19 protein-coding genes are annotated in these 22846 nt (G+C 42.1%); 9 read left to right on the top strand and 10 right to left on the bottom strand.

Annotated elements, in window-relative coordinates; translation table 11 throughout:
* Positions 1-39: 39 nt before the first annotated feature.
* Positions 40-1395, bottom strand: a complete 1356-nt coding sequence (locus CDH51_RS00610; protein ID WP_100626799.1) for a DEAD/DEAH box helicase — start codon at positions 1393-1395, stop codon at positions 40-42.
* 164 nt (positions 1396-1559) lie between these two features.
* On the opposite strand from CDH51_RS00610, the gene CDH51_RS00605 reads away from it, so the two are divergent.
* Genes CDH51_RS00605 through CDH51_RS00585 form a run of 5 tightly spaced genes read left to right on the top strand, consistent with a single transcriptional unit; the run spans position 1560 to position 7029 of the window.
* Positions 1560-2621, top strand: a complete 1062-nt coding sequence (locus CDH51_RS00605; RefSeq protein WP_100626798.1) for a carboxypeptidase-like regulatory domain-containing protein — start codon at positions 1560-1562, stop codon at positions 2619-2621.
* A gap of 10 nt (positions 2622-2631) precedes the next feature.
* A complete protein-coding gene (locus CDH51_RS00600) occupies positions 2632-4506 on the top strand; it encodes a gamma-glutamyltransferase family protein (protein ID WP_100626797.1) in 1875 nt (624 codons plus the stop codon).
* A gap of 30 nt (positions 4507-4536) precedes the next feature.
* A complete protein-coding gene (locus CDH51_RS00595) occupies positions 4537-5994 on the top strand; it encodes an amidohydrolase (protein WP_100626796.1) in 1458 nt (485 codons plus the stop codon).
* A gap of 57 nt (positions 5995-6051) precedes the next feature.
* On the top strand, positions 6052-6507 hold the full coding sequence (locus CDH51_RS00590; protein ID WP_100626795.1) for a DUF4440 domain-containing protein: 456 nt from the start codon (positions 6052-6054) through the stop codon (positions 6505-6507).
* Positions 6508-6546: 39 nt separating this feature from the next.
* Positions 6547-7029, top strand: coding sequence for an acyl-CoA thioesterase (locus CDH51_RS00585; protein ID WP_100626794.1), 483 nt, complete (start codon positions 6547-6549; stop codon positions 7027-7029).
* A 16-nt stretch (positions 7030-7045) separates the two neighbouring features.
* On the opposite strand, the gene CDH51_RS00580 is transcribed toward CDH51_RS00585, so the two are convergent.
* The 4 genes from CDH51_RS00580 to CDH51_RS00565 form a co-directional block, all read right to left on the bottom strand.
* Complete coding sequence (locus CDH51_RS00580) at positions 7046-8716, bottom strand: DUF6909 family protein (RefSeq protein WP_100627757.1); 1671 nt, start codon at positions 8714-8716, stop codon at positions 7046-7048.
* 77 nt (positions 8717-8793) lie between these two features.
* Positions 8794-9378: a peptide-methionine (S)-S-oxide reductase MsrA gene (msrA, locus tag CDH51_RS00575; protein ID WP_100626793.1), complete on the bottom strand. Its 585-nt coding sequence runs from the start codon at positions 9376-9378 to the stop codon at positions 8794-8796.
* A 32-nt stretch (positions 9379-9410) separates the two neighbouring features.
* The gene (locus CDH51_RS00570) at positions 9411-9650 is read right to left on the bottom strand and encodes a DUF3253 domain-containing protein (RefSeq protein ID WP_024282674.1); all 240 of its coding nucleotides are present in this window, start codon (positions 9648-9650) and stop codon (positions 9411-9413) included.
* A gap of 6 nt (positions 9651-9656) precedes the next feature.
* Positions 9657-10202, bottom strand: a complete 546-nt coding sequence (locus CDH51_RS00565) for a class I SAM-dependent methyltransferase (RefSeq protein ID WP_024282675.1) — start codon at positions 10200-10202, stop codon at positions 9657-9659.
* A 78-nt stretch (positions 10203-10280) separates the two neighbouring features.
* Here CDH51_RS00565 and CDH51_RS00560 point away from each other — a divergent pair, with 78 nt between their 5' ends.
* Entirely contained in the window at positions 10281-12284 is a 2004-nt protein-coding gene (locus tag CDH51_RS00560) for an LTA synthase family protein (RefSeq protein WP_100626792.1), read from the top strand.
* A gap of 2 nt (positions 12285-12286) precedes the next feature.
* Here CDH51_RS00560 and CDH51_RS00555 read toward each other — a convergent pair whose 3' ends face one another.
* The 5 genes from CDH51_RS00555 to CDH51_RS00535 are packed head-to-tail and all read right to left on the bottom strand — an operon-like array spanning position 12287 to position 18083.
* The gene (locus tag CDH51_RS00555; RefSeq protein ID WP_100626791.1) at positions 12287-13468 is read right to left on the bottom strand and encodes a hypothetical protein; all 1182 of its coding nucleotides are present in this window, start codon (positions 13466-13468) and stop codon (positions 12287-12289) included.
* A 9-nt stretch (positions 13469-13477) separates the two neighbouring features.
* Complete coding sequence (locus tag CDH51_RS00550) at positions 13478-14707, bottom strand: YaiO family outer membrane beta-barrel protein (RefSeq protein WP_100626790.1); 1230 nt, start codon at positions 14705-14707, stop codon at positions 13478-13480.
* Positions 14704-16167, bottom strand: coding sequence for a glycosyltransferase family 2 protein (locus tag CDH51_RS00545; RefSeq protein ID WP_100626789.1), 1464 nt, complete (start codon positions 16165-16167; stop codon positions 14704-14706). The genes CDH51_RS00550 and CDH51_RS00545 overlap by 4 nt, the downstream gene beginning before the upstream one ends.
* The gene (locus CDH51_RS00540; protein ID WP_100626788.1) at positions 16160-17722 is read right to left on the bottom strand and encodes a HEAT repeat domain-containing protein; all 1563 of its coding nucleotides are present in this window, start codon (positions 17720-17722) and stop codon (positions 16160-16162) included. The genes CDH51_RS00545 and CDH51_RS00540 overlap by 8 nt, the downstream gene beginning before the upstream one ends.
* A gap of 1 nt (position 17723) precedes the next feature.
* Positions 17724-18083: a response regulator transcription factor gene (locus tag CDH51_RS00535; RefSeq protein WP_100626787.1), complete on the bottom strand. Its 360-nt coding sequence runs from the start codon at positions 18081-18083 to the stop codon at positions 17724-17726.
* Between the two features lie 327 nt (positions 18084-18410).
* On the opposite strand from CDH51_RS00535, the gene CDH51_RS00530 reads away from it, so the two are divergent.
* From CDH51_RS00530 to CDH51_RS00520, 3 genes are read left to right on the top strand one after another with little or no spacing between them, the layout of a single operon-like run.
* The gene (locus CDH51_RS00530; protein WP_100626786.1) at positions 18411-20099 is read left to right on the top strand and encodes an amidohydrolase family protein; all 1689 of its coding nucleotides are present in this window, start codon (positions 18411-18413) and stop codon (positions 20097-20099) included.
* A gap of 4 nt (positions 20100-20103) precedes the next feature.
* Positions 20104-21486, top strand: coding sequence for an amidohydrolase family protein (locus CDH51_RS00525; RefSeq protein WP_100626785.1), 1383 nt, complete (start codon positions 20104-20106; stop codon positions 21484-21486).
* 19 nt (positions 21487-21505) lie between these two features.
* Positions 21506-22807 carry an amidohydrolase family protein gene (locus CDH51_RS00520; RefSeq protein ID WP_100626784.1) on the top strand — a complete coding sequence of 434 codons (1302 nt, stop codon included), beginning with the start codon at positions 21506-21508 and terminating at the stop codon, positions 22805-22807.
* Positions 22808-22846 lie beyond the last annotated feature (39 nt).

The following is a 22846-nucleotide window of genomic DNA, read 5'->3' as shown; positions in this document are numbered from 1 at the left end:
GGAGAATAGCCTGTTTGTCTGCTCAGAAATGAAAACGCATTAATCAATTACGTTTTTCCTATTTGAGAATTTTCCGGAAGCAGGTCTGCTTGGCTTTGGATCGGTAGGTTTGGATTCATTTTGCGAAGCTTTCGGCTGAAACTTCTCGGAAGGATTAGTTTTTTTGGAAAAATCTGAGCCTCGCTTTTTGAATTTAGAACCACCTTTTTTCTTTTGGAATTTGGGTTTGTCATTCCTGGATCTTTTATCCTCCCGATTGTAGCCCGGACCCTTTTCAAATCCTTCAGGTAATTCCAACTGGTTGATCTCCATCCCAATTAATTCTTCAATCCTTCGGAATTTGGGTTGATCCTTAGGGTTAACAAAAGTGATCGCCTCACCTTCCATATCTGCTCTTGCGGTTCGACCCACTCGATGCACATAATCCTCGGGATCTCCTGGAGTATCAAAGTTGATCACTAGTTCGATTCCTACCACATCAATTCCCCTAGAAATGATATCTGTTCCAACCAGAATTTTCAATGTCTTATTCTTGAAGTTAGACATGATTTTCTCACGCTCAACTTGCTCTAAGTCGGAATGAAATGCTTCTACTTCAAACTTCTTTCGGAGGACTTTATGAAGCGACTTGACCTTTTCCTTGGTTGAGGCAAAAATGATCACAGCCTCATAATCTTTCTGGGAAAGAATATTGGTCACAAGGTCTTCCTTTTGACCGTCATAGACAGAGTAAAATGACTGTGTCACCCCTTCTGCTGTTTTGCCTAAAGCGATGGAAATCTCCTCCGGGTTTTGAAGGATTTTCATACTAAACTGCCGGATTTTTGGTGGCATGGTAGCAGAAAAAAGAACTGTCTGCCGGTTTTTCGGGAGGTAATTGATGATTTTCAAAATATCATCTGAAAAGCCCATATCCAGCATGCGATCAGCCTCATCTAGAATCAGGTGCTCAAGCGAGCTTAGATCGATTTTCCCGCCTGCGAGCAAGGCTATCAATCTTCCTGGCGTTGCTACGACGATTTCTGCTCCCGTCTCGAGCGCCTTTTTCTGTTGCTCCCAAACGATCCCGTCTCCACCTCCATATACTGGGATGGAACTGATTCCCAAGAAATACGCAAAGCCTTGAATCTGTTGATCGATCTGTATGGCTAGTTCTCGGGTCGGTGCTAAAATCAATGTGTTGAGAGAGGAGCTACCTGATTTCGAAATTTTATTTAAGACCGGGAGAATGAAGGCAGCCGTCTTTCCTGTACCAGTCTGCGCACAGGCAATCAGGTCTCTATTTTGAATGATAACCGGTATGGCTTTTTCCTGAATGGGGGTAGGCTTTTCAAAGCCCATTGCATCCAGTCCTTCTTGAAGACTGGATTCAAAATTAAATACTGAGAAATCCAAAATGGGATAATTAAAGTGATAAAAAGCTTAATGAAGCTCATCAAATATAACTCGAATTCGGCTTGAAAGCCAATCTACAAGCGATAAAGTCCTTCATCGACAGTTCAATTGAAATAACGTTCTGATTTGACTATCTTTCTTCAGTCTTATTTGATCGCCCATTTATGTCAAAAACCCTTACTCAAATTTCAATTTTCCTGCTCCTGTTTTTATCAAGCCTCGTGCAAGCTCAAAACTTTTCCATTTCGGGGAAAATTGTCGATTCGGAATCAGGGGAATATATCGATGGAGTCAGCGTCACACTCCGCGGTACAGCTTTTGGAACAACCACTGTGGCAGGTGGAAATTTTGAATTTAAAAATCTACCAAAAGACAAATATGTACTTGCGGTCAATTACAATGGATACAACCGGCTAGAACAAAGCATCAAACTCAAAGAAGACACAAACCTAGGAACCATTCCACTGGTAAGACTGGGCGCTTCAGGAAGTGGACAAGCCCTGCAAAAGACCATTCGAGCCGATAATATCATTCGCCTTCTCAATGAGCGCCCCAATTTTATTGGAGGAAATATGGTGTACGGAATTCCACCAGAACCCAAAAAATTAGAAGGAAATAATTATCTGGACAGCAAATGGAACCGGGCATCTATCCTACTCTATCGAGATCAGCAAATGCTGGAAGGATTCCGTGCGCGCTATAACATCGTGTCCAATATGTTTGAGCTGATGGAACCAGAGAATAACCTGGTCTCTGTCATGCCGGGTCTACGGATCCAAAATATCGTGTGGATAGATTCGACCTACCAAGTTCCGAGATACTTTGTAAATGGTATGGACTTCCTGGAAGATGGTGTACCTATCTCGGGATTCTTTGAAGTACTAGTAGATGGAGAATTACCTCTCATGAGAAGGACTACAGCTTACCTCAAAGAATCAAATTATAATCAAGCCCTGATGGTTGGGGAGCGAAATGACAAAATTCTAAAGCGGAATACCTATTACTATCTAGAGGGCAAAAACATCATTGAAATCCCAAGAAAGCGAAAGAAGTTTTTTCAAATTTTTGGAGACAAAGCTGAAGAAATCGAAGCTTATACTTCTGAAAATAGCTTTAATGTGAAAGACCCCAGTGCTATTTTTCAAATATTCACCCATTACAACTCGAAATTTCCCGGATTTCAACCTATTATCAATCAGCTACTTGATGAAGTAGACCAACCCTAATTATTCGACGATGAAAAAAATCTTTACCCTTGTCACCCTACTTTCATGTTCCTTTTTGACCTTTGGTCAAAACCTACCCGGACTAGCCCCTGGACAAACCCCAACAGAAAAACCCATCTTACATGGTAAGAATTGGATGGCAATTACCGGAAAACCCCTTGCAGCGACAGCAGGTGCCACTATATTCAACCAAGGAGGAAATGCAGTAGATGCGGCTTGTGCGATGCTTGCTGCTACAGCCACGATGTGGGATGTACTCTCTTGGGGAGGTGAAACCCAGGCCTTGATTTACCATCCTGAACTCAAGAAAGTCATTGCTATCAATGCACTTGGCTATGCACCTACAGGTGCGACAGTCGAGTTTTACAAATCTCAGGGAATGGAATACCCGCCCGCCTTTGGTCCTTTGGCAGCCACAACACCCGGCACTCCCGGTGGATTGATGACCATGCTAGCTGAATACGGCACCCTTTCTCTCGAGCAGGTACTCGCTCCTGCCATGCAACTCGCCCAAGGCTATCCAATCGAAGCGCAGACAGCCAATTCCATCGAAGGCGCTAAAGAGAGAATCAAAGAATGGCCCTACTCCAAAGAAGTTTTCCTTCCCCACCTTGGTGAGGAGCGAGAGGCACCAGCGCCCGGTGAGATTTTTGTTCAAAAGGACTTGTATGAGACTTTGAAGAAATTGGTGGAGACCGAAAAGGAAGCCCTTGCCGCAGGAAAATCCAGAGAAGAAGCGATTTACGCAGCAAATGAGCGGTTTTATAAGGGGGACATCGCTAAAGAAATCGTCCGAGGTACCCGAGAGCAAGGTGGTCTTTTTACAGAAGAAGATCTAGCTAACTGGGAAGTGAAAATTGAAGAGCCCTTGATGGTCGATTACAAAGGAATTCAGGTCTACAAGCTTCAAGAGTGGACCCAAGGCCCGGCTTTGCTTCAATCATTGAATATTCTGGAAAATTTTGATTTGCAAAAAATGGGCTATAACAGTGCCGAGTATCTACACACAGTGTACCAGGCCATGAATTTAGCTTTTGCTGATCGGGACTTTTATTACTCCGATCCCGCCTTTGAGCCTAAAAGCCCAATTCAAGGCCTTTTGTCAAAGGAATATGCAAAAGATCGAGCGAAACTAATTAAAGACATCAACGATCCCGAAATGGGCGCAGGAGATCCTTACCCTTATCAAGGAGGAAGTAATCCTTTCAAAAATATGCTTAGCCTGCAAGGCGAAACTACTGAAGAGCAAATTCACCTGGCTGAACTCTCAGGTACAGATGATCCATATTTTGAAGCCTTTTTCAGTGGTACCACCTCCATTCAGGCAGCAGATAAGGACGCTTGGGTTGTATCCGTAACTCCAAGTGGCGGTTGGGTACCGGCTGTAATCGCAGGTCGTACCGGAGTAGGCCTGAGTCAGCGTATGCAGAGCTTTGTGCTGGATGAAAAGCTAAACCCATACAATCTCCCAGAGCCCGGAAAAAGGCCTAGAGTGACTTTGACTCCCAGTCTAGCGCTGAAAGACGGTAAACCGTTTTTATCTTTTGCCGTGCAGGGAGGTGACTCTCAGGATCAAAACCTATTGCAATTTTTCTTGAACGTAGTAGAATTCGACATGAATGTACAGGAAGCTGTGGAAGCTGCAAATATGAATTCCCTACAAATGCAAAGTTCCTTCGGAGCACATGAAATCAAGCCCGGCCATATGATTCTACGAGATGACACTCCCGTATGGATCAGGTCCGAGTTGGTCAAGAAAGGCTACATCATGGACTTTTGGCCACGCACTTCCGGACCTATCAATGCGATTTGGTTTGACTGGAAGCATGGCAGCATGTGGGGAGGAAGTGCAAACTACGGAGACGATTACGGAATTGCGTGGTAATTGAAACAGAACCTTATCAAACCAAACAATATGAAGAACACCTATCAACTATCAACCTTTACGCTTTTGCTGCTTTTGCTAAGCCAGATTTCATTTGCGCAGCGAAAAGCAAAGCCTAACCCTCTTAAAGAAGCCGTGGTTGCTTCGGTCGATCAGCGATTCGAGTCACTCACAGATCTCAGTGATCGGATTTGGTCTTTTGAAGAGATTGCTTTTCAAGAAACTCAATCTGCGGAGGCTTTGTCGGATTATGCGGAGCAGTTGGGTTTTAAAGTCACCCGCGGAGTAGCTGAAATACCGACGGCGTTTGTAGCAGAATATGGCTCCGGTAAGCCTATCATTGGCATTTTGGGAGAATTTGATGCCCTACCTGGACTTTCTCAAAACAAAGTTCCTTACAAAAGCCCGCTCAATGAAGGCAACCCTGGTCATGGCTGCGGTCACAATCTTTTTGGCGTAGCTTCTTTAGGAGCAGCAGCAGCCATCAAGGATCTTATAGAGTCGGGAGAAATCCAAGGAACTGTGAGATTTTTCGGAACTCCGGCCGAAGAAAAGTTCTTCGGAAAGCTATGGATGGTTCGGGCTGGTCTATTTGATGATGTTGATGTGGTGATGGACTGGCATCCCTCGGCAGAGACAAAGACTGCCGTTCAAAAGGGCTTAGCATTGGTGGATTTCCAAGTGGAATTTTATGGACAGGCAGCACATGCTTCCTCTGATCCTTGGAATGGAAGAAGTACAGGGGATGCCCTAGAGCTTTACACCACGGGGATCAATTATTATCGAGAGCATATCAAGCCTACCGTTCGGATTCATTACCATATTCAAGATGCTGGAAAAGTCGTGAATGTAGTTCCTGATTATTCCAGAATTTGGGTGCGAGTGAGAGATTCTAGCCGGGAAGGTTTAATTCCTGTTTGGAAAAGAGTAGAAGCCATGGCAGAAGGTGCGGCGATCATGGCCAATGTAGACTACAAGGTCAGCCTTATCTCTGGTGTTCATGAGGTATTGGTAAATAGAACTGGTTCTGCGGCACTTCAGAAAAACCTAGAAACCTTAGGTCCCATTAGTTACACAGAGGAAGAGCAGGATTTTGCAAAGAAAATTCAGGAAGCTACTGGAAAGCCTCAAATCGGACTGGTTTCTAAGATTGAACCTATGGAAGAAACTGCCGAGCATAGCATGGGTGGTAGCACCGATGTAGGAGATGTGAGTTGGGTGGTTCCTACTATTCGACTATCTGCAACAACAGCACCCAATGGCACTCCTTGGCATTCTTGGGCGGTAGTGGCTTCAAGTGGAATGTCCATTGGCCACAAAGGCATGGCCTACGCTGCAAAGGCACTTTCCATGACTATGGTGGATCTTTTTGAGAATCCAGAACTGGTTGAAAGTGTCAAAAGTGAATTCAAAGAGAAAAAAGGCGACTATGTCTACAAGGGTTTTGTCCCTGATGGACCTCCCCCTATCAATTCCAATCTCCAATAATATTTTCATGCTCGGGGCAGCATTGTCCCGAGCTATTCTACCTTAATAGCTCAAGCCATGTATTTTCGAAATATTTTTCTCACGCTAATTCTCTTAAACCTTGTCCAATTTGGACATGCCCAAACGAAATCGGATGAGAAGGCTATTCAGGACTTGATTCAAAATTCATTTGATGAGTTATTTTCTGAATTCAACGCCGAAAAGGTCTCAGATTTTTATACCGAAGACTTTATCCTATTGGAGCAAGGGGAGGTTTGGGACTTGGAAATGATCCAATCTTACTTTGTCAATGCTAAAAGTGATCCTGACCGAGCTACTCGTTTGAATCGCTTTGAATTTATCAAAACCACCATAGAAGGAAATCGCGCTTGGATCGCCTATCAAAACTACGCAACCTTCAAAAAAGATGGGGCCGTCGTGATGGAAATCCATTGGCTCGAAAGTGCTACTGCCACCAAAACAAATGATGGTTGGCGATTGGATATGCTTCATTCTACTAGAGTCAATGAATAGCACTTGCTATCAAAGAAGATTAGATTTAAAATTAGAACAATGACCAATAAAACCACCTTTCAGTTTATATCAGAACCCACAGATGTCAATTTTGGAGGGAAAGTACATGGAGGGGCTGTGATGAAATGGATCGATCAAACTGCCTATGCCTGTGCAAGCAGTTGGTCTGAAAGTTACTGTGTTACCGTTTATGTTGGTGGAATTCGCTTTTACAAACCCATCAATATTGGCGACTTAGTCAAAATAGATGCTTCCGTTATATACACCGGGAAAACCAGTATTCATATTGCCGTAGACGTCTTTTCAAAAAAAGTCACCGATCCAAACTACGAAAAGAAAACCCATTGTGTGATTGTCTTTGTGGCAGTGGATGACCATGGAAACCCCACTCCTACCAAGAAGTGGATTCCAAAAACCGAACGCGAAAAGAATCTCGAATCTTACGCAATAAAACTGAATGATCTAAGAGCCCAGATTGCTGAGGAAATGAAACCATTTATTGCAGCGGATGCTACTGAATGATTTGAAGTCCTACTGATTATTTCCCGAATAATCGCTCCAATATTTTGTAAGTGATCAGGTAAGTAGGTCTCACCCCTTCCATTCCCAAAGCTCCTGAAGCCAAGGTACTACCTGTTTCGAGAGGGTTATCCGATGCATAGTAGGCGTAAAGGACTTTCACATTAGATCGAATACTTTTTCGGATTCTAGAGGCTGATTGAATAGCTTTCTGGTAGTGTGCCCCCTCCATTTCCAGTCCAATTGCATTCCAAGAGGACTCCATGAAATACCGAAGAATGTCCTTGTTCTGTAAGGAAGTACCCAAGACCGTAACCATACTTCCAGAATACACGCCAAGCCCAAACCCTTCAAAGTCAGTAGCTTTCAATTCATTCTTAAATGGATAATTATCGGCTGTGCCTTCAAAGACATGAGCATCAGGAATCATCAGATCGCCTTTTCCTCCATAGAGAATTCCGGCTTTTCCCATGATGGAAACCGAAACGATATTCAGCGGGAATTCTTTGCCGCCTTTCTTAAATGGCTTCAATAGCTCATCCATACATTCAAAAGCCTGCTCACCAAAGGCATAATCCATCACAACAAAGACCGGTCTTTGCTTTGACTCTTCAGGTAAGGATAATCCCGGTAGCAATTCAGGCTTCTCCAACTTCGCAGTATCGATGATTTGTGTCCCGATATTGGTACCAGACTGATCAGGAATATCCACGAAGCCATGCTTCAAAGCATAGGCATAAATCTTTTTCCCAGCATTGTTCTTTTCTCCCATCGCAATGGAGGAGGCTATTTGCTCAATATCCTCGAAGCTCTTTGAGTCTAGCACTTGAGGAGCATAGATGGTATTCAAAACCGAGTGAAGATTTGCCGAAATAATATGAATAGGCCTTTCTAATAAGTCTAATTCATCCAGCTTCTGCATGATTTTTCCAGCCCATTGCTCACCATAGACATGATGACCGATTCGCTCCCTCAAGGTGGCTGAAAATGAAATCTCCCGATCTTTTCCTTCCCGAATCTCTTCCATGGCAAGCTTGCCCAGGTGATATACGATGGAAAATAGACTATTTGAATTCGAACTCTTTTCAAATTTGTTGACAGCCTTAGAGGTCTCTTCGAAAGTCCTACCGATCAAGTGGCTGAGATAAGCAGAAGCCGCTTCTCGATCAAACAGCTCCCCGCTTTCTTCCTTCTTCACAAATTCCTCCAGCATCTTCCAGTTGATAGAAATCTTTCCTTTCGGGTCAGTACTGTTTTGATAGATTTTGCTGCTCTCGATATACAAAAATGTCAGGTGGGTAAGAATATCATAGATATCTGATCTTCCCCGCGTCATTTCCACATACATGACTTGTTCATCGAGCCTATAGCAATTTCTTCTTCTTTTCGGCGGAACAATAGGTTCCAAATGCGAAGTCTCAAGACCTTCCCGACTAATCAGGCGAATGTATCGGCACTGTTCGATTCCTCTCGGAAGACGCTCCATTACATAAAGAAGGCCGTCTAATTCTACCTTTTCCAGATCTGTGATGGTTCCGTAAATTTCCGGACTTAAAACTCGCAAAGCCTGAACCAAACTCTCACCAGAGACTCCCATCGGCTTGTAAGTACCTCGGGTAAAAAGATGTCTCATCGTGATATAAAGTCGCTCAATGGCGGCTCTTGATTCTTGGGCTCTATTTCTTTTCATCATAATTATTCTAAAAACAATGCAAATATAGGTCAGTTTTTGCCTGTCCTATAAAAACTCATGCGGGAAAATATATTTTAATCTTTTGCCAGAAGCTCTGAAAAGTACTTCTCCAGCTTGTCTACCTTCGGCTTAATCACAAACTGACAATAGGGCTGATAGCCGTTCTCATTGTAATAATTTTGATGCTGAATATCAGCTGGATAGAAGTTACTAAAAGCAGTGATTTCAGTGACTATTGGCTGAGAAAAGACCTTCTTTTCGTTTAATTCCTTCTTCAGGTTTTTGGCAATTTCACCCTGCTCTTCGGTGTGAAAAAAAATGGCAGACCTGTACTGAGGACCGACATCTGCTCCCTGTCGATTGAGTGTGGTGGGATCATGGGTCGACCAAAAAACCTCTAATAATCGCTCCAAACTGATCACTTTGGGATCATAGAAAACTTGAATCACTTCGGCATGACCTGTAGTAGCACTGCAAACTGCTCGATAACTTGGATTCTCTACAAAACCACCTGAGTAACCTGAGACTACATTTTTGACACCCTCTAAGCGCTGAAAAACTGCCTCGGTACACCAAAAACAGCCTGCACCTAAAGTGATGACAGATTCTCCTTCTGGAATGGTGACTGAAGTAGTTGGTAATGATTGATTCGTATCCATATTGAGTATTTGGGATTCAAACCGAGGAAGAGTCACTTTAGTTTCGAAATCCTTATCGGTCCTACTGGAAGTGCTTCCTTATCGAGCAGTTTTCCTTTTTGAGTGATTAATATTTCACCCTCTTGATACATTTCAAAGGCCTTTTGGCGGATATCTGGTAAAAACTCACGCCATGATTCGGGGTACATTCTCCGAACTACCTCAGATGGACAAAAAGAGGTATCCGGCCGCTGTCTACAAAATTCTAAAATCGCTATCCGCAAAATATCCATGCACTCTTAGCTTTGGCATACCATCACAAAGGCAGGTGGCAGGTTTTTTAGGGTAAAACTCACGTTGACTTCAGGAAAGTACTTCTTGAAAAGATTTTTCAAAAGATAGGAATAGCAAATCTGTATGAATGCTCCTCCTTGGTTGAGAACTGAGCGCGATTGGCTTAAAATAGAATCCGTTATTTCTTTAGAAATGAAGGAAAAAGGCAAAGAGGAAAGAATGAAATCTACCTTTTCTCCATTTAGGTAGTTTTCAATTTGATCTGCCGAGTCATTGATGATTTGCACATTGGGATTGTCAAACTGCTTCCTCATCTCCTCACAAAACGATGAATTGATTTCAAAGACCAGTAATTTGGTTTGTGGCCCCATTTGGTTAATAATCCCTTGGGTAATACTCCCATCTCCTCCTCCCAATTCGACGATTAGATTAGCATCTTTCAAGTCCACTTGGGTGACCATTTTTTTGACCAGTGCTTTTGAGCTAAAAGTCAATGCTCCTGTAGTGCTAAGGTTACTATATAATTCAATCAGTAAGTTCGATTTGCCCATATTGTCTATTTCAAAACTTGAAGATAGTTTATTTTGACCTATTTTCTTTAAAATTGCATCGAATCTAAGCAGTCGTCAATGTCAAAAAAAGCAGCCATCCGATCTACACTACCAGGTAGAATCAAGGTAATTCTGCAGAATTTCTGGGGTATGTCTTTGATATTCATATTCTTGATGATATTGCTGAGAGCTTTAGAGCTTTACCTAGTTTTTTCAAATCACGTGCTTCCTTTCGCGATCGGAGACATCCTGAAAGACATTTTTATTCAAGATTTGACCTGGTTGGCTTATTTATTAGGACTTTTATTTACCTGCTATCTGGTTGTGGTTTTGATTTCTAGCCCACTAGCCAAATGGCTGCTCCTTCTATTTTTATCCATCTTGGTACTTGTACAGGCTGCATTGGTTTTTTATTTTTTCAAAACGCTTCTGCCTTTAGGAAAAGATTTATTCGCCTATAGTACCGAGGACTTACTCTTGACTATTCAAGCCTCAGGGCAACTCAATGTCTTCAGTGTGTCCATGCTTTTTTTCTCCTTTGTTTTGGTTGGTTTTCTGATGCATCTGGGTACTAGATTTTTCCGATTTCCACTCAAAGCCATGTTATTTCTCACGGGCTTATTTATTTTATCAGTAGTTATAGTTATTCTTTTGCCTGATTTAGTAGATGATTCAGCGACAGAGGTCGAAACTAATGTCACCCGCAACAAGTCCAGATACCTGACAGAAGAGAGCTTTGACTACTTGATGTATGGGGGCGAATATTATTTTGATTTTTACCTGAGATCCGGTACTGAAGATCTTATTGTCGAAAAGGAGTTTGTCGACGATACCTACCCTTTTGCTCATAAAGCTGACTATCCGGATGTACTGAGTCCTTTCTTCGATTCCTTAGAGCAGGCCCCAAATTTGGTATTTATTTTTCTGGAAAGCTTTGGTAAAGCCTATTCAGGAAAAGACGCTTATTTGGGGAGTTTCACCCCATTTCTTGACAGCTTGGAACAACACAGCTTGGTATGGATGCATGCCTTGTCTTCTACTGGTCGAACATTCGGCTTACAGCCGGGAGTCTTTGGCGGGCTTCCTTTTGGAGAGAAGGGCTTCCTGGAATTATATCAGGAGTTTCCCTATCATGAAACGCTCCTTAGCATCTTAAGGAAAAACGGCTACGAAACACGCTATTTTATCGGAGCAGATAAAAACTTTGACCATGTAGGAAGCTTTATTGAATATCAACAGCCCGTTCAATTTGTAGATGAAAGATTATTTGATCCTAAATATTCCAAGTCTCCTTCCACCGGTAATTTTTCATGGGGTTATGCGGATAAGGAGCTATTCAAAAATGGACTGGAAAAACTTCCAAGAAGCTTAGAATCTCCTCAAATCTTGGTCTTTCAGACCCAAACTTCGCATGATCCCTATCTCGTACCAGAGCGGGAAAAATATATCCAGAAATTTGAAAATCATCTCAGCAATTATTTAAATCTGAGTGAAGGTCAAAAAGCAGATTATCGAAGCTACCGAGATATTTATATGACCGTATTGTATGCTGATGATGCGGTTCGTGAGTTTTTCGATGAATATCAAAAGCGACCAGAGTTTCAAAATAGCATTTTCATCATTACAGGAGACCATCGATTGCCTGAAGTTCCGATGTCGTCTAGAATAGACCGATTCCATGTGCCTTTGATTATCTATTCTCCACTCATAAAAAGACCCGAGTATTTTGAGGGAGTCAGTAGTCATTATGAAATTACCCCATCGATTCTTTCATTTTTGGAAGCACAAATAGATATCCAACTTCCAGAAGTGGTAACCTGGCAGGGTCAGGTCCTGGACACTGCTCAGACATTTCAGTCTAGAATTGCCATGCCACTGATGAGGAATAAAAATCAATTAATCGATTACATACATGGGGACATTTTCCTTTCAGATGGGCAAATATTTCAGATTTCTCGAGGCTTGAATATTGACCCAATCACGAGCCCCAATGATCTAAATCGGATGATTGGAGAGTTTGAGGAATTTAAAAACAAGAACAGTTACATGGTTCAAACGAGGAGACTGCTTCCCCCTCAATAAAACTATTTTGACCGATGTGCCTCTGAGAAAATCTGACTAATCAGTGGCTGATAATAGTTCCAAAAAAATCCATGGCGATCGCGATGATTTGCAACACTATAAAATCCCCTCCAAAGGGTAGGAAGTCCTGCAAATTTGGCTGACCCAAGGTTGAGCTTCGCATCTGCAAAATCTCCTGCAATGTAATAAGAACGACCCTTTCCATTAGGTCGAAAGACCACTGCCGGAAAGAATCTAGGGAGCCCCATAGCACGAAGCCTTTCCAAACCTTCATTGGTGGGCTCGATATCGTAATAAGATATCACCTGAAACTCCCGCTGCACTAAAACCACATCAAACCAATCTGGATAAGGCACAATCTCAGGCAATCTGAAGTTCGCTTTATTCCTTCCGGGAGTCCGGATATATGGGATGGTATTTTGGTAGTCTTTCTGATCTTCAAAGACTTCAATCTGTCCGCTTTCATTTACAAAAACCAAACCTGGACCTTGATGGGGCCATGATTGCTCGTGTTGATCCAAATAATTGGAAATGAGCCAATCCGGTAGACCTTTATTTATGGCCGTGTCTAGCTCATCGAAATATCGAGCTACCCAACCCGTCCATCGAACACCAATGCTATTTTCCATCTGTGACCGAAGCCCCTTAGCAGTAGGTGAAGCCATGGAATTATACTCCAACAGTACAGTTTTCTCCTTTTCTTGAGCTAATTCAATCAACCTGACTTCATTACTATTCAACCCTCCATAGATTTTTTTACTGGGTTCGTCAGCATCTTCCTCATTCTCAAAATCATTCCTGTAAACTCCGTATGTATCCGCATAATAAATGATATCACTTGATTCTGCCAATTGATCCAGCTCAGATTGGGAGTAATTCGAAAAGTCCTTGACGAAGCCATATTTCCCATCCTCTTGGTCTGAAGGGAAATATCCAAAATAGTCCTGATCAAGCTTATACAATTCATCCGTCTCGGGATTGACAAACTTCTCATATTCCATCGCCCAAAAAATCCCCAAATGCTCTCTGAAATCCTTATTAGGAACTGTCTTATCCAAGATCAAAATTGATGCTTTCTTATCTGCTTTCAGCCACCATACGCCAAAGCTCAGGCCTGGAAATACGACCAAAAGTAAAAAAAGGAAAGAAAGCCTCCTGAAATAAAGTTTAAGTTCTTCCTTCATAGATTTAGCTTAGAAGCGGTATTCACTACCAATGGAGAGGTTCAAATTATTTCGAAAGCGGTCTGCAGACAATTCATCACGACTATACCCTGTAAACCCAAAAATCATAAACCTTGGAGAAATGAGTTGTTGGTAGCCAAGCCGAATTCGGTAGGAATTAAGAAGTTGGGATTGATCCCTATTTTCTTCATCGGGAGAAACGCCCGAACTGAGTTGAACACTAAAAAAGTCCTCAGCAGTCTTGAAGTAATACCTAGCCTGAAAATTACCAGAAGTACTCACACCGTTATTATTACCGCTAGGAATGACATTTGCCCTAAAATTCAACCACCAATTACCCACATACTTTCCAAGGGAAGCAGTAGCAATATGGGTTACTTCGGTGAAGCCGAGGTATCGATACCCGCCTTCTACTTCCCAAGCCTTAGGAAGGTTGAAAAAGACAGAAGCTCCTAATCTCAATTTTGGAAAAAATCCAGCTCCTGAGCCACCGATATTTAGATAAGCATAGGAATTTTCTCCAAGAGAGGGATAAGCATCTAACTCATATTGGGTACCAAATCCATCAAATCGATGGCTTTGTGTGACTCGGGCAATCAAAGAACCCGTTAACTTGGTCTGTGCCCGACCATAGACCGACCAAGTATGCCATGGGCTGATATCTCCAAAAAAAGTATCGTAGTCATAGGTGGCTCCAATGGCTGAATTTCGTCTCAAACGTTGAAGGTTTTGTAAATATCCTAGTATTCCTTCCTGCTTGTATCCTTTATCAAACAAGGCCTGGGCAATATCATAGGCTTCATTGTATTCTTCCTCATAATATAAAAGCCTTGATTTTCGGTAGGCGACGGCATCTGGCAAAGGATCACCAAGATTGCTTTCTGCTCTTTTCAAAATCTCACCAGCTCTTTGATATTCTCCAGCCCAGCTAAGATTATCTAGATAGGCTGAATACCCATCAGCATATTTAGGAGAAGCAGTGATTGCGCGCTCAAGGTAAATACTTGCAGAATCATTTTTTCCTTCCCAGGCATAACTCCTACCCACCAAAATCAGAATATCCGCGTAGGTGGGTGAAATCTCCAAAGCCCGGAAGGCAATTCTTCTACCCTCTTGATATTTTCCATCAAAAATTAATTCGCGCGCATCCAGGAGGAGTTGATCAGGGTTCTGACTTTGCTGTGCCACAAGCCATTGAGTCGCTAAGAAGAAGGAAAGAAAAAGAGCAACTTTTCTCATGATGTAGTGGATTGGGTGTCAAGGTTTTTACGGTCCTCGGCAGTTTTAAATCCTGCCCGAATCATCTTACCCCAGCCTCCCCGGCCGGCAATGAAGTCTATATGACCTTTCAATCCCCACAAGACCACCTTTGGGTGAATAAAAAGTGGCTCGAGCAAAATGGTCCTGATCAGACTTCTGAGGTCATTTTTATCCTTGTAATTATTGTAAGCGATCTGCTCATAGAGAATGCTAAATGCAGAGACAAGCAGGGAAAGGAAATAGATCATTAATATTAAGGAGAAGAAATATACAGCTGAAAAATCACCTATCAACAAGAGGATAAGTGTGTAGATCAAGCCAGATATTTCTAAAATCGGCCCCATTTTTTCGAAAATAGACCAAAAAGGATAGGATACTAAGCCCAAAACCCGAAAACGAGAATTATATCCAACTTTATTATGAAGCTGCAGAGTTTCAATTGTCCCACGCATCCACCTATTTCGCTGTCGGCCCAAGACTTCTTCATCCTCAGGCACTTCTGTCCAGCAAAGCGGATCGGGAACAAAAGCCACCCGATAAGGAATATCGCGCTCTTCTAGGTAGCGTCGCAGACGGACGACGAGTTCCATATCTTCACCGACAGTCTTTGGGAAATACCCTCCCACTGCCATCACAAGGTCTTTTTTGAAAAACCCAAAGGCTCCCGAAATCAGCATCAGACCATTGATCCGGGACCAGGCCATCCTACCCATCAAAAAAGCCCTACAGTACTCTACCACTTGAAACTTACCGATTCTCGATTTTGGTACCCGATACTTGGTTACCGTTCCATCTTTGACATCACAGTTGTTGGCGATTCCAATCGCCCCGCCCACTGCTACTACCTTCTTATTGGTTTCCTCCATAAATGGTCGTACCATCCGGGTAATAGAGTCACTTGCCAAGATGCAATCCACATCAATACAAGCCAGGATTTCCATGGTAGAAATATTGATTCCGGCATTTAAAGCATCCGCCTTCCCGCCATTCTCCTTATCAATTACCCAAAGCCTTCTAAAGGATTTATTTTCAGAGCGATATATACCTCTTACAGGAGCAGTTTCGATCTGTGATTGATAAAAGAAAGAGGTCTTTTTCAATTCAAAAGCCTCAATGAGACGATTGAGTGTTTGATCCTTTGAACCGTCATTGATAATCACGACTTCAAACTTCCCATAGTGAAGGGCCAATAGGCTTTTAACGTTCTGTACAATATTGGACTCCTCGTTAAAAGCAGGAGCCAAAATTGAAACTCCGGGGGCTATTGGGCTCGTGATAATATCCTGGTAATCTGCAAATCGATTTTTCCTTCGGAAATCTCGCATTTCCAATGCACTTAGGATCATGATCAGCAGATAGAGTGTGACCACAGAAAAACTGAGAATCATAAAAATGACCCCAAAAACATCAATCAAAAGGTAGAATAGAAAATTATACATTTTGTAATAAGGGGTCTAGAAGCTGTTCTCTCATTTGAAGGTTTTCCGGGTTTGAATGCTCTTGAATATAACTTTCAAAAGCAACTTCATTCAATTCCTTAAGGCTTTCTAAGATTAGAAGTCTTATTCCCCTGTCGGATGTCTCCTCCAAAAGCTGAAACAAAATCTTTTCAGAGATTTCATCACCTATTTTACCAGCGACTTTAATGGCCATTTTCTGAACATCCTCGTCTTCTGAGGTAATATTCGCATTGATAAATTCAGCCTCCATGTGTGCACCCAATGTCAAGTAGGTTTGAAGGATTTCTATTTTTTCGCTGTTTTGAGCACTAGGAACCAATATTTTTATTTGTTCGATCAAATCAAACCTTCCCAAAAAGGCTACAAGCTTGATGGCAAAAATCCGAACACTTTCATTCGGTGATTGGAAAAGTTCATGAATCATCAGTTTTTTGGTAGGGTGTACATACTTGATGATTCGCAGGTAATTCATCTGCTGCCAATCCGAAAGCGGATAGTCTTGATTTTTAAGAAATGATAGGTCAGCTTCCTGAGATAAGTTGAGAAGTGTGGCTCCTGCACTGCTACGAACATGAAAGTTTTTTGAATTGGTGTGCTTTTTTACCTCTGGCAAAAGCTCTGAGAGATCCATTTCATTCACCTGTACTAGCCCTGTGGTGACATAGGACCATTTTTTACTCTTCAGGTTTTTCTCAGTGATTTTAATTAGATCCAGTTTTTTGTAGAGTTCTTTCAATTTACCCTTGAACTCCCCTTTCATTTTTTTATTGAGCCCTATGATTCGTTCTATCAATACTTCCTTGAATAAAGGCTTTGGAAAGAGTTGGGCCGGAAAAATCTCCTTAAGTTCTTCCGGTTTCATTTCTTTTAATTCCTCCAGACTTTGTGTGAAAAGTATGGTGGTCAAAGGATCAATAATATCCTTGTCATAAGCTTTTCGAAGTTCCTCCCGCTGATTTCTACGGGCTTTGAAAATGACCAAAGCCAAAATAAGTCCCAAAGCTAAAATCAAGAATAAGGATAAAATCACGAGAACCCAGATCAATTTCCAATCAAATACCAACCAAGATGAAAGTGTATCATAAGGTTCATATATGCTTTTGACGGCAGCCAGAATTAGAGACTCATTTGATTCCTCCTGCAAGCTTACCGGTAAAAAATCACCAGTTGCGTAAAGTGTATTCAGGTAAGAAATGACCCCCTCATAGTTTGTGGGCTCTCCGTACAATAAAAAAATGGAATTAGCTTGTGGAAATATGCCTTGAAGGGAATCATACTTTGACCAGTCATCAAAGGTTTTTGTAAGAAAACCTCCATTAACTGCCTGTAGATTTAAATCCGAGCTATTAATCCACTCTTGATTAAGGATACTATCCGGTAAAAAAAACTGAAATTCAAGCGAATTGACTTCTCTTTGCTTACTCAAATCAAGCAATAAATCCTCTTTACTTTTAAAAAGAGTATCCAAGGATTGAGCAGAAGCTATCTGAAAGAATAAGATCAGAGCAAGTAGTGCTGGTATTTTTTTAAGCATGCTAATTTAGTACGCGCTTGACACGAAGAGCTAATTCATTGGGATTGAATGGCTTAGGAATAAAGTCACTTACCCCAAGATGAAAAGCCTCCAAAACAACTCCCTCCTCTTCTCCTAATGAACTCAAGACGATGATGGGTATATCAGGAAATTCTTTTTTAGCGTAGTGGATCAGCTCTATCCCGCTTTTGAAAGGCATCATTACATCAGTAATTATCAGATCGGGTTTGAATTCCTGAATAGCTTCAACTCCTTCATTCCCATCTACAACCAACTTAGTAATATACCCTTCCTTTTTGAGTCGGAAATCAACAAGACTACTGATCAATAAATCATCCTCTATAATCAGGATTTTCTTCATTTTTTGGGTGATTTGACCAATAAAGATAATGACTTAATGGAAATACCAATAATTATAATCCGAGCCGATAGACAGGATTTTTTATATCAATCATAAAAGAACAAAATAGCTGCTACAAAAAGCAATTAATTGCCATTGATCAAAAAAATTGCCACCAAAAAAAAATCTAGCGGGATTCCCTAATTCCTTTTATTAGCTTACCATTTAAATAAACCATCAATCAAACAGGTATTTTGCACATAAGTAAAAACTCCAAACATTCAGGCGCTTTTACTTGTCAATTCCTAGAAATCCTAGTTGGATTTAATCAATCAAATTAACACACAAATGAAAAAACCACTTTGGAAAACCGGCCTCTTGGGTCTGTTCGCATGGGGGCTTTTCGGCAGTGGGACTTTGTTCGCACAAAGTGATCCCACTGGTCAGAAACCTATCACCCAAACCTATGCATTCACCAATGCCACAGTCCATGCTTCCCCCGGAAGTGAAGGACAAAAAGCTACCATCGTTGTCAAAGACGGTGTAATTATCAGTGTAGGATCTGGAGTCACTATTCCTGCAGCTGCAAAAGTAATTGCAGGGGACTCACTTTATATCTATCCAGGATTTATCGATGCTGCTTCTCAAGCTGGCATCACAAAACCAGAAGATCCGGAAAGGCCAAGCGATTTTGTATCGTCAAACCCACCAGATGAGATCGCAGGTATTACCCCTTGGAGATCAGCTACGGATCAATTTGACATCAGCTCTTCACAGGTAGATGATCTGAGAAAAGCTGGTTTCACCATGGCACATGTACTTCCTGATGGAGGAATGATCGCTGGAAAAGGTGCTATCATGGTTTTAGGAACCAAAGGCTCTACCAATCTTATCAAAGCAAACACCGCACTTGCTGCAAGCTTGAATGGATCTAGGGGAATGTATCCTGGGACTACCGTAGGCGTCATGGCTAAGTTTAGAGATGTGTACAAAAACACTAATCTAACTCAGGACCGAATTGCAACTTTTACTTCCAACTCCGGGGTGACCCGTCCTGAAATTAACCAGACTTATTCGGCAATGACCGAGGTAGTCAATGGTCAGATACCTGTCTTTTTCGAAGTTGAAAATGATTTGGAAGTTCGCAGAGCAATCAGCCTTCAGAAAGAACTTGGTTTCAAATTGGTGGTTTACGGACTTGAGCAATATGATGAAGTAATTGATTTGCTAAAGTCTAGTGGTGTAGGAGTCATACTAAAGCTGGAAACTCCTGATGACAAAGCCATCAAAAGTCAAAAAGACGATGTAGATGAGGCGGTTCAAGCTCAATATGACCGAGTAAAAGAATCATACGATCGCACCATTGCACAAGCAGGCAAATTAGCTGAAGCTGGTGTGGCATTCGCATTTTCTACAATTGATGCTAAGCCAAGTGATGCGATGAAGTCTCTTCGTGCAATGATAGAAGCAGGACTTACTGAGTCAGCGGCTATGGCTGCTTTGACTACCAACGCTGCTAGTATGATTGGAATGAATCGAATCGCTGGAACGGTGGAGCAAGGAAAAATTGCCAATCTGGTAATCACCACCGGTCCAATTTTCAGTGAAGATTCTCAGATAAAGCATGTGGTCGCAGATGGAAGCATTTTCGATTACGAAATTAAAACCAAGAAGAAGAATGGTAACGGGGAAGCAACTGTAGAAGTCGCTGGAACTTGGGACTACACTTCCGAGACTCCTGCAGGAAGCTCTGGCGGAAAGCTTACTATCGAAAAAGATGGAGATGATTATTCAGGAACCATTACTTATGACGATCCTTCAGGAAATGGAACGGCTACCTCTCCCATTTCTGATGTAAGTATTTCGGGTTCACAGTTGAGCTTCTCTTTTGAAGTAAGCGCAGGTGGAATGGCAATTTCTGTGAGCGTTTCTGGAGAAATTTCTGGAAACTCAATGGACGGATCTATGAACATCGCACAGTTTGGTTCTTTCCCAATCTCTGCAACCCGTAATCCAAATTTTATTTCAAACAACTAAGGAAATGAAGAAAATCAATATACTACTCGCACTTTGTCTGAGTCTATGCTTGTCATTTTCTTGGGCACAAACTCCCAAAGGGAGCGTGTTAATTAAAAATGGGACGGTACTGACCGTCACAAATGGTACTTATGAAAATACTGATGTCTTAATTCAGGATGGCGTAATCAAGAAAATCGGGAAAGATCTAAATGCTCCTTCCGGGGTAACCACAGTAGATGCTACCGGTAAATATGTAATGCCGGGTATCATCGATGCTCACTCCCACGTGGCATTGGACGTAGTGAATGAAGCCACTGCTCCTATTGTAGCTGAGGTCAGAATGAAAGATGTGGTCAATCCATATGAAATCGGTATCTACAGAGCCTTGGCAGGAGGTGTAACTATTTCACATGCCATGCACGGCTCGGCAAACGTAGTCGGTGGTCAAAACGCCACACTTAAGCACAGATGGGGATCAAGTAATCCTGAAGACATCATCATGCAGGATGCACCTCGTACGATCAAGTTTGCTTTGGGAGAAAATCCAACAAGAGTACACGGAAGAGGAAATGGAATCCAGCCAAGAAGCCGGATGGGTGTAGAAGCTATCTTGAGAAATGGTTTCAATGAAGCACTACAGTACAAAAAAGCTTGGGAGGATTTCAATAAAGCTAAAAGTCAAAAAGGAAGTACTGCTGTAGCTCCCGAATACAATGAACGACTACAGACATTAGTAGATATCTTAGATGGTAAAATTATCATTCACTGTCACTCCTATCGAGCTGATGAAATCTACATGCTAATCAATGTGGCAAGAGATTTCGGAATTGATAAACTGGTATTCCAACATACTAATGAGGGATTCAAGGTTGCTCCTGAGATTGCTGAGTATACTATGGGTGCTTCAGTATTTGCTGACTGGTGGGCTTACAAATTTGAGGTTTACTACTCGACAGCTTTCAACGCAGCTATTTTGCACAGAAACGGTGCGATCACTTCAATCAACTCTGACTCTGCTGAATTGATCCGTCATTTGTACCACGAAGCGGCTAAAACTCAACGATATGGAAACTTATCCGATGATGAAGCTTTGTCAATGATCACGATCAATCCTGCCAGACAATTGGGAATAGATGATAAAGTAGGATCGCTCGAAGAAGGAAAGCATGGAGACGTGGCAATTTTCGAAGGCCATCCACTTTCATCATACGCTATTCCTCAAATGACCTTTGTGGATGGGATCAAGTACTTTGATATCAATGAGGATCAGGATGATCAGCGCCAGCAGGTAAGCCCTACTGAGACCGTAGAGCCAATTCTACTTACTGAGCACAATCACCGTTGTATGCAGGACACTGAGCACCTTTTTGAGACTGCAAGTGCCTTATTTCAAATGAATCAATAATCCCCTCAACATCGAAGACATGAAAAGAATAAATAAAACCTTTCTGACCTTCCTGATTGCCCTACTGCCAATGATGGCCATGGCGCAAATTGACGGGGAATTCATTAAACCCCGTACAGGAAAATTCCTTTTGCAGAATGCAACTGTTCACACCATCACCAAAGGTGTACTCTCTGGTGCTTCTGTTTTGATAGAAAATGGAAAAATCTTACAAGTTGGTTCCAATGTTTCAGCAGATGGAGCAGAGGTAATTGACTGTAGTGGAATGGTGATCTACCCTGGAATGATCGATAGTGGCACGACACTAGGTCTAGCTGAGGTAAGTTCGGTGGCCGAAACAGTTGATTATCAAGAGATCGGAAATGTAACGCCGAATATGCAAGCACTTACAGCTGTCAATCCAAATTCAGAGGCCATCCCGGTTACACGAGTTTCTGGAGTTACTACCGTAATTGCCAAGCCTAGTGGTGGACTATTCCCTGGAACAGCTGCGCTAATCAATTTGGTAGGTTATACTCCTGATCAAATGTATGCTGGATTTAAAGCAGTGGCTATGAATTTTCCAAGCTCAGCGAGAAGAGGTCGATTTGATCGAAGATCAGATGCAGACATCAAAAAGGATAATGAGAAAGCCCTCAAAGATGCCAATGAACTGATGGAAAAAGCGAAGCAGTATCATGAATTGAGCAGCAAAGGTGCAGAACTTGAGTACTACCCAGAAATCGCGCAATTGGCAAAGGTCATTTCTAAAGAGCTTCCGCTAATGATCGAAGTGAATGCTGCTTCTGATATTCAAAACGCCATCAAATGGGTGAAGGACATGGATATCCGTGTTATTTTCTCAGGTGTAAAAGAAGGTTGGAGAGTTGCTGATGAAATTGCTGAAGCAGGTATCCCTGTTATTACAGGTCCAGTTCAAGATCTTCCTTCTCGTCAATCTGACCGATATGATGCAGCTTATACCAATGCTGGCAAACTTGCCAAAGCTGGAGTAAAAGTGGCTCTTAGAACCAATGAAACTGAGAATGTCAGAAATCTTCCTTTCCACGCTGCTTTCGCAGCTGCCTATGGCATGGGAAAAGAAGAAGCATGGAAAGCAGTAACCATCAATCCAGCAGAGATTTTTGGTTTAGGCGATCAATTAGGATCTATTGAAGCTGGAAAGGTTGCCAACCTCATCGTGGCAACTGAAGATCCATTCGAAACACGGTCTCAAATCATGCATGTTTTCATCAATGGGTATCGCATTCCACTTAGTAATAGACATATCAGATTATACCAGGAGTTTCTTGAGAGATCTCCTGATCTGAACGCGAATTAATTCAACCCCACCCTATCAGAAACCACAAGGCTCCCCTCA

Source organism: Algoriphagus formosus, from assembly GCF_002807035.1.
Taxonomy (GTDB): domain Bacteria; phylum Bacteroidota; class Bacteroidia; order Cytophagales; family Cyclobacteriaceae; genus Algoriphagus; species Algoriphagus formosus.
Note: the sequence above shows the minus strand (reverse complement) of the source record. Positions and strands in the feature narration are given on the sequence as shown.

Excerpts from the sequence above, each read along its gene's own strand:
- CDH51_RS00595 (WP_100626796.1), top strand. The coding sequence starts at position 4,537 with ATGAAGAACACCTATCAACTATCAACCTTTACGCTTTTGCTGCTTTTG.
- CDH51_RS00525 (WP_100626785.1), top strand. The coding sequence starts at position 20,104 with ATGAAGAAAATCAATATACTACTCGCACTTTGTCTGAGTCTATGCTTG.
- CDH51_RS00585 (WP_100626794.1), top strand. The coding sequence starts at position 6,547 with ATGACCAATAAAACCACCTTTCAGTTTATATCAGAACCCACAGATGTC.
- CDH51_RS00600 (WP_100626797.1), top strand. The coding sequence starts at position 2,632 with ATGAAAAAAATCTTTACCCTTGTCACCCTACTTTCATGTTCCTTTTTG.
- CDH51_RS00545 (WP_100626789.1), bottom strand. The coding sequence starts at position 16,167 with ATGTATAATTTTCTATTCTACCTTTTGATTGATGTTTTTGGGGTCATT.
- CDH51_RS00550 (WP_100626790.1), bottom strand. The coding sequence starts at position 14,707 with ATGAGAAAAGTTGCTCTTTTTCTTTCCTTCTTCTTAGCGACTCAATGG.
- CDH51_RS00565 (WP_024282675.1), bottom strand. The coding sequence starts at position 10,202 with ATGGGCAAATCGAACTTACTGATTGAATTATATAGTAACCTTAGCACT.
- CDH51_RS00590 (WP_100626795.1), top strand. The coding sequence starts at position 6,052 with ATGTATTTTCGAAATATTTTTCTCACGCTAATTCTCTTAAACCTTGTC.
- CDH51_RS00530 (WP_100626786.1), top strand. The coding sequence starts at position 18,411 with ATGAAAAAACCACTTTGGAAAACCGGCCTCTTGGGTCTGTTCGCATGG.
- CDH51_RS00535 (WP_100626787.1), bottom strand. The coding sequence starts at position 18,083 with ATGAAGAAAATCCTGATTATAGAGGATGATTTATTGATCAGTAGTCTT.
- CDH51_RS00560 (WP_100626792.1), top strand. The coding sequence starts at position 10,281 with ATGTCAAAAAAAGCAGCCATCCGATCTACACTACCAGGTAGAATCAAG.
- CDH51_RS00605 (WP_100626798.1), top strand. The coding sequence starts at position 1,560 with ATGTCAAAAACCCTTACTCAAATTTCAATTTTCCTGCTCCTGTTTTTA.
- CDH51_RS00540 (WP_100626788.1), bottom strand. The coding sequence starts at position 17,722 with ATGCTTAAAAAAATACCAGCACTACTTGCTCTGATCTTATTCTTTCAG.
- CDH51_RS00555 (WP_100626791.1), bottom strand. The coding sequence starts at position 13,468 with ATGAAGGAAGAACTTAAACTTTATTTCAGGAGGCTTTCTTTCCTTTTT.
- CDH51_RS00580 (WP_100627757.1), bottom strand. The coding sequence starts at position 8,716 with ATGAAAAGAAATAGAGCCCAAGAATCAAGAGCCGCCATTGAGCGACTT.
- CDH51_RS00520 (WP_100626784.1), top strand. The coding sequence starts at position 21,506 with ATGAAAAGAATAAATAAAACCTTTCTGACCTTCCTGATTGCCCTACTG.
- msrA (WP_100626793.1), bottom strand. The coding sequence starts at position 9,378 with ATGGATACGAATCAATCATTACCAACTACTTCAGTCACCATTCCAGAA.
- CDH51_RS00570 (WP_024282674.1), bottom strand. The coding sequence starts at position 9,650 with ATGGATATTTTGCGGATAGCGATTTTAGAATTTTGTAGACAGCGGCCG.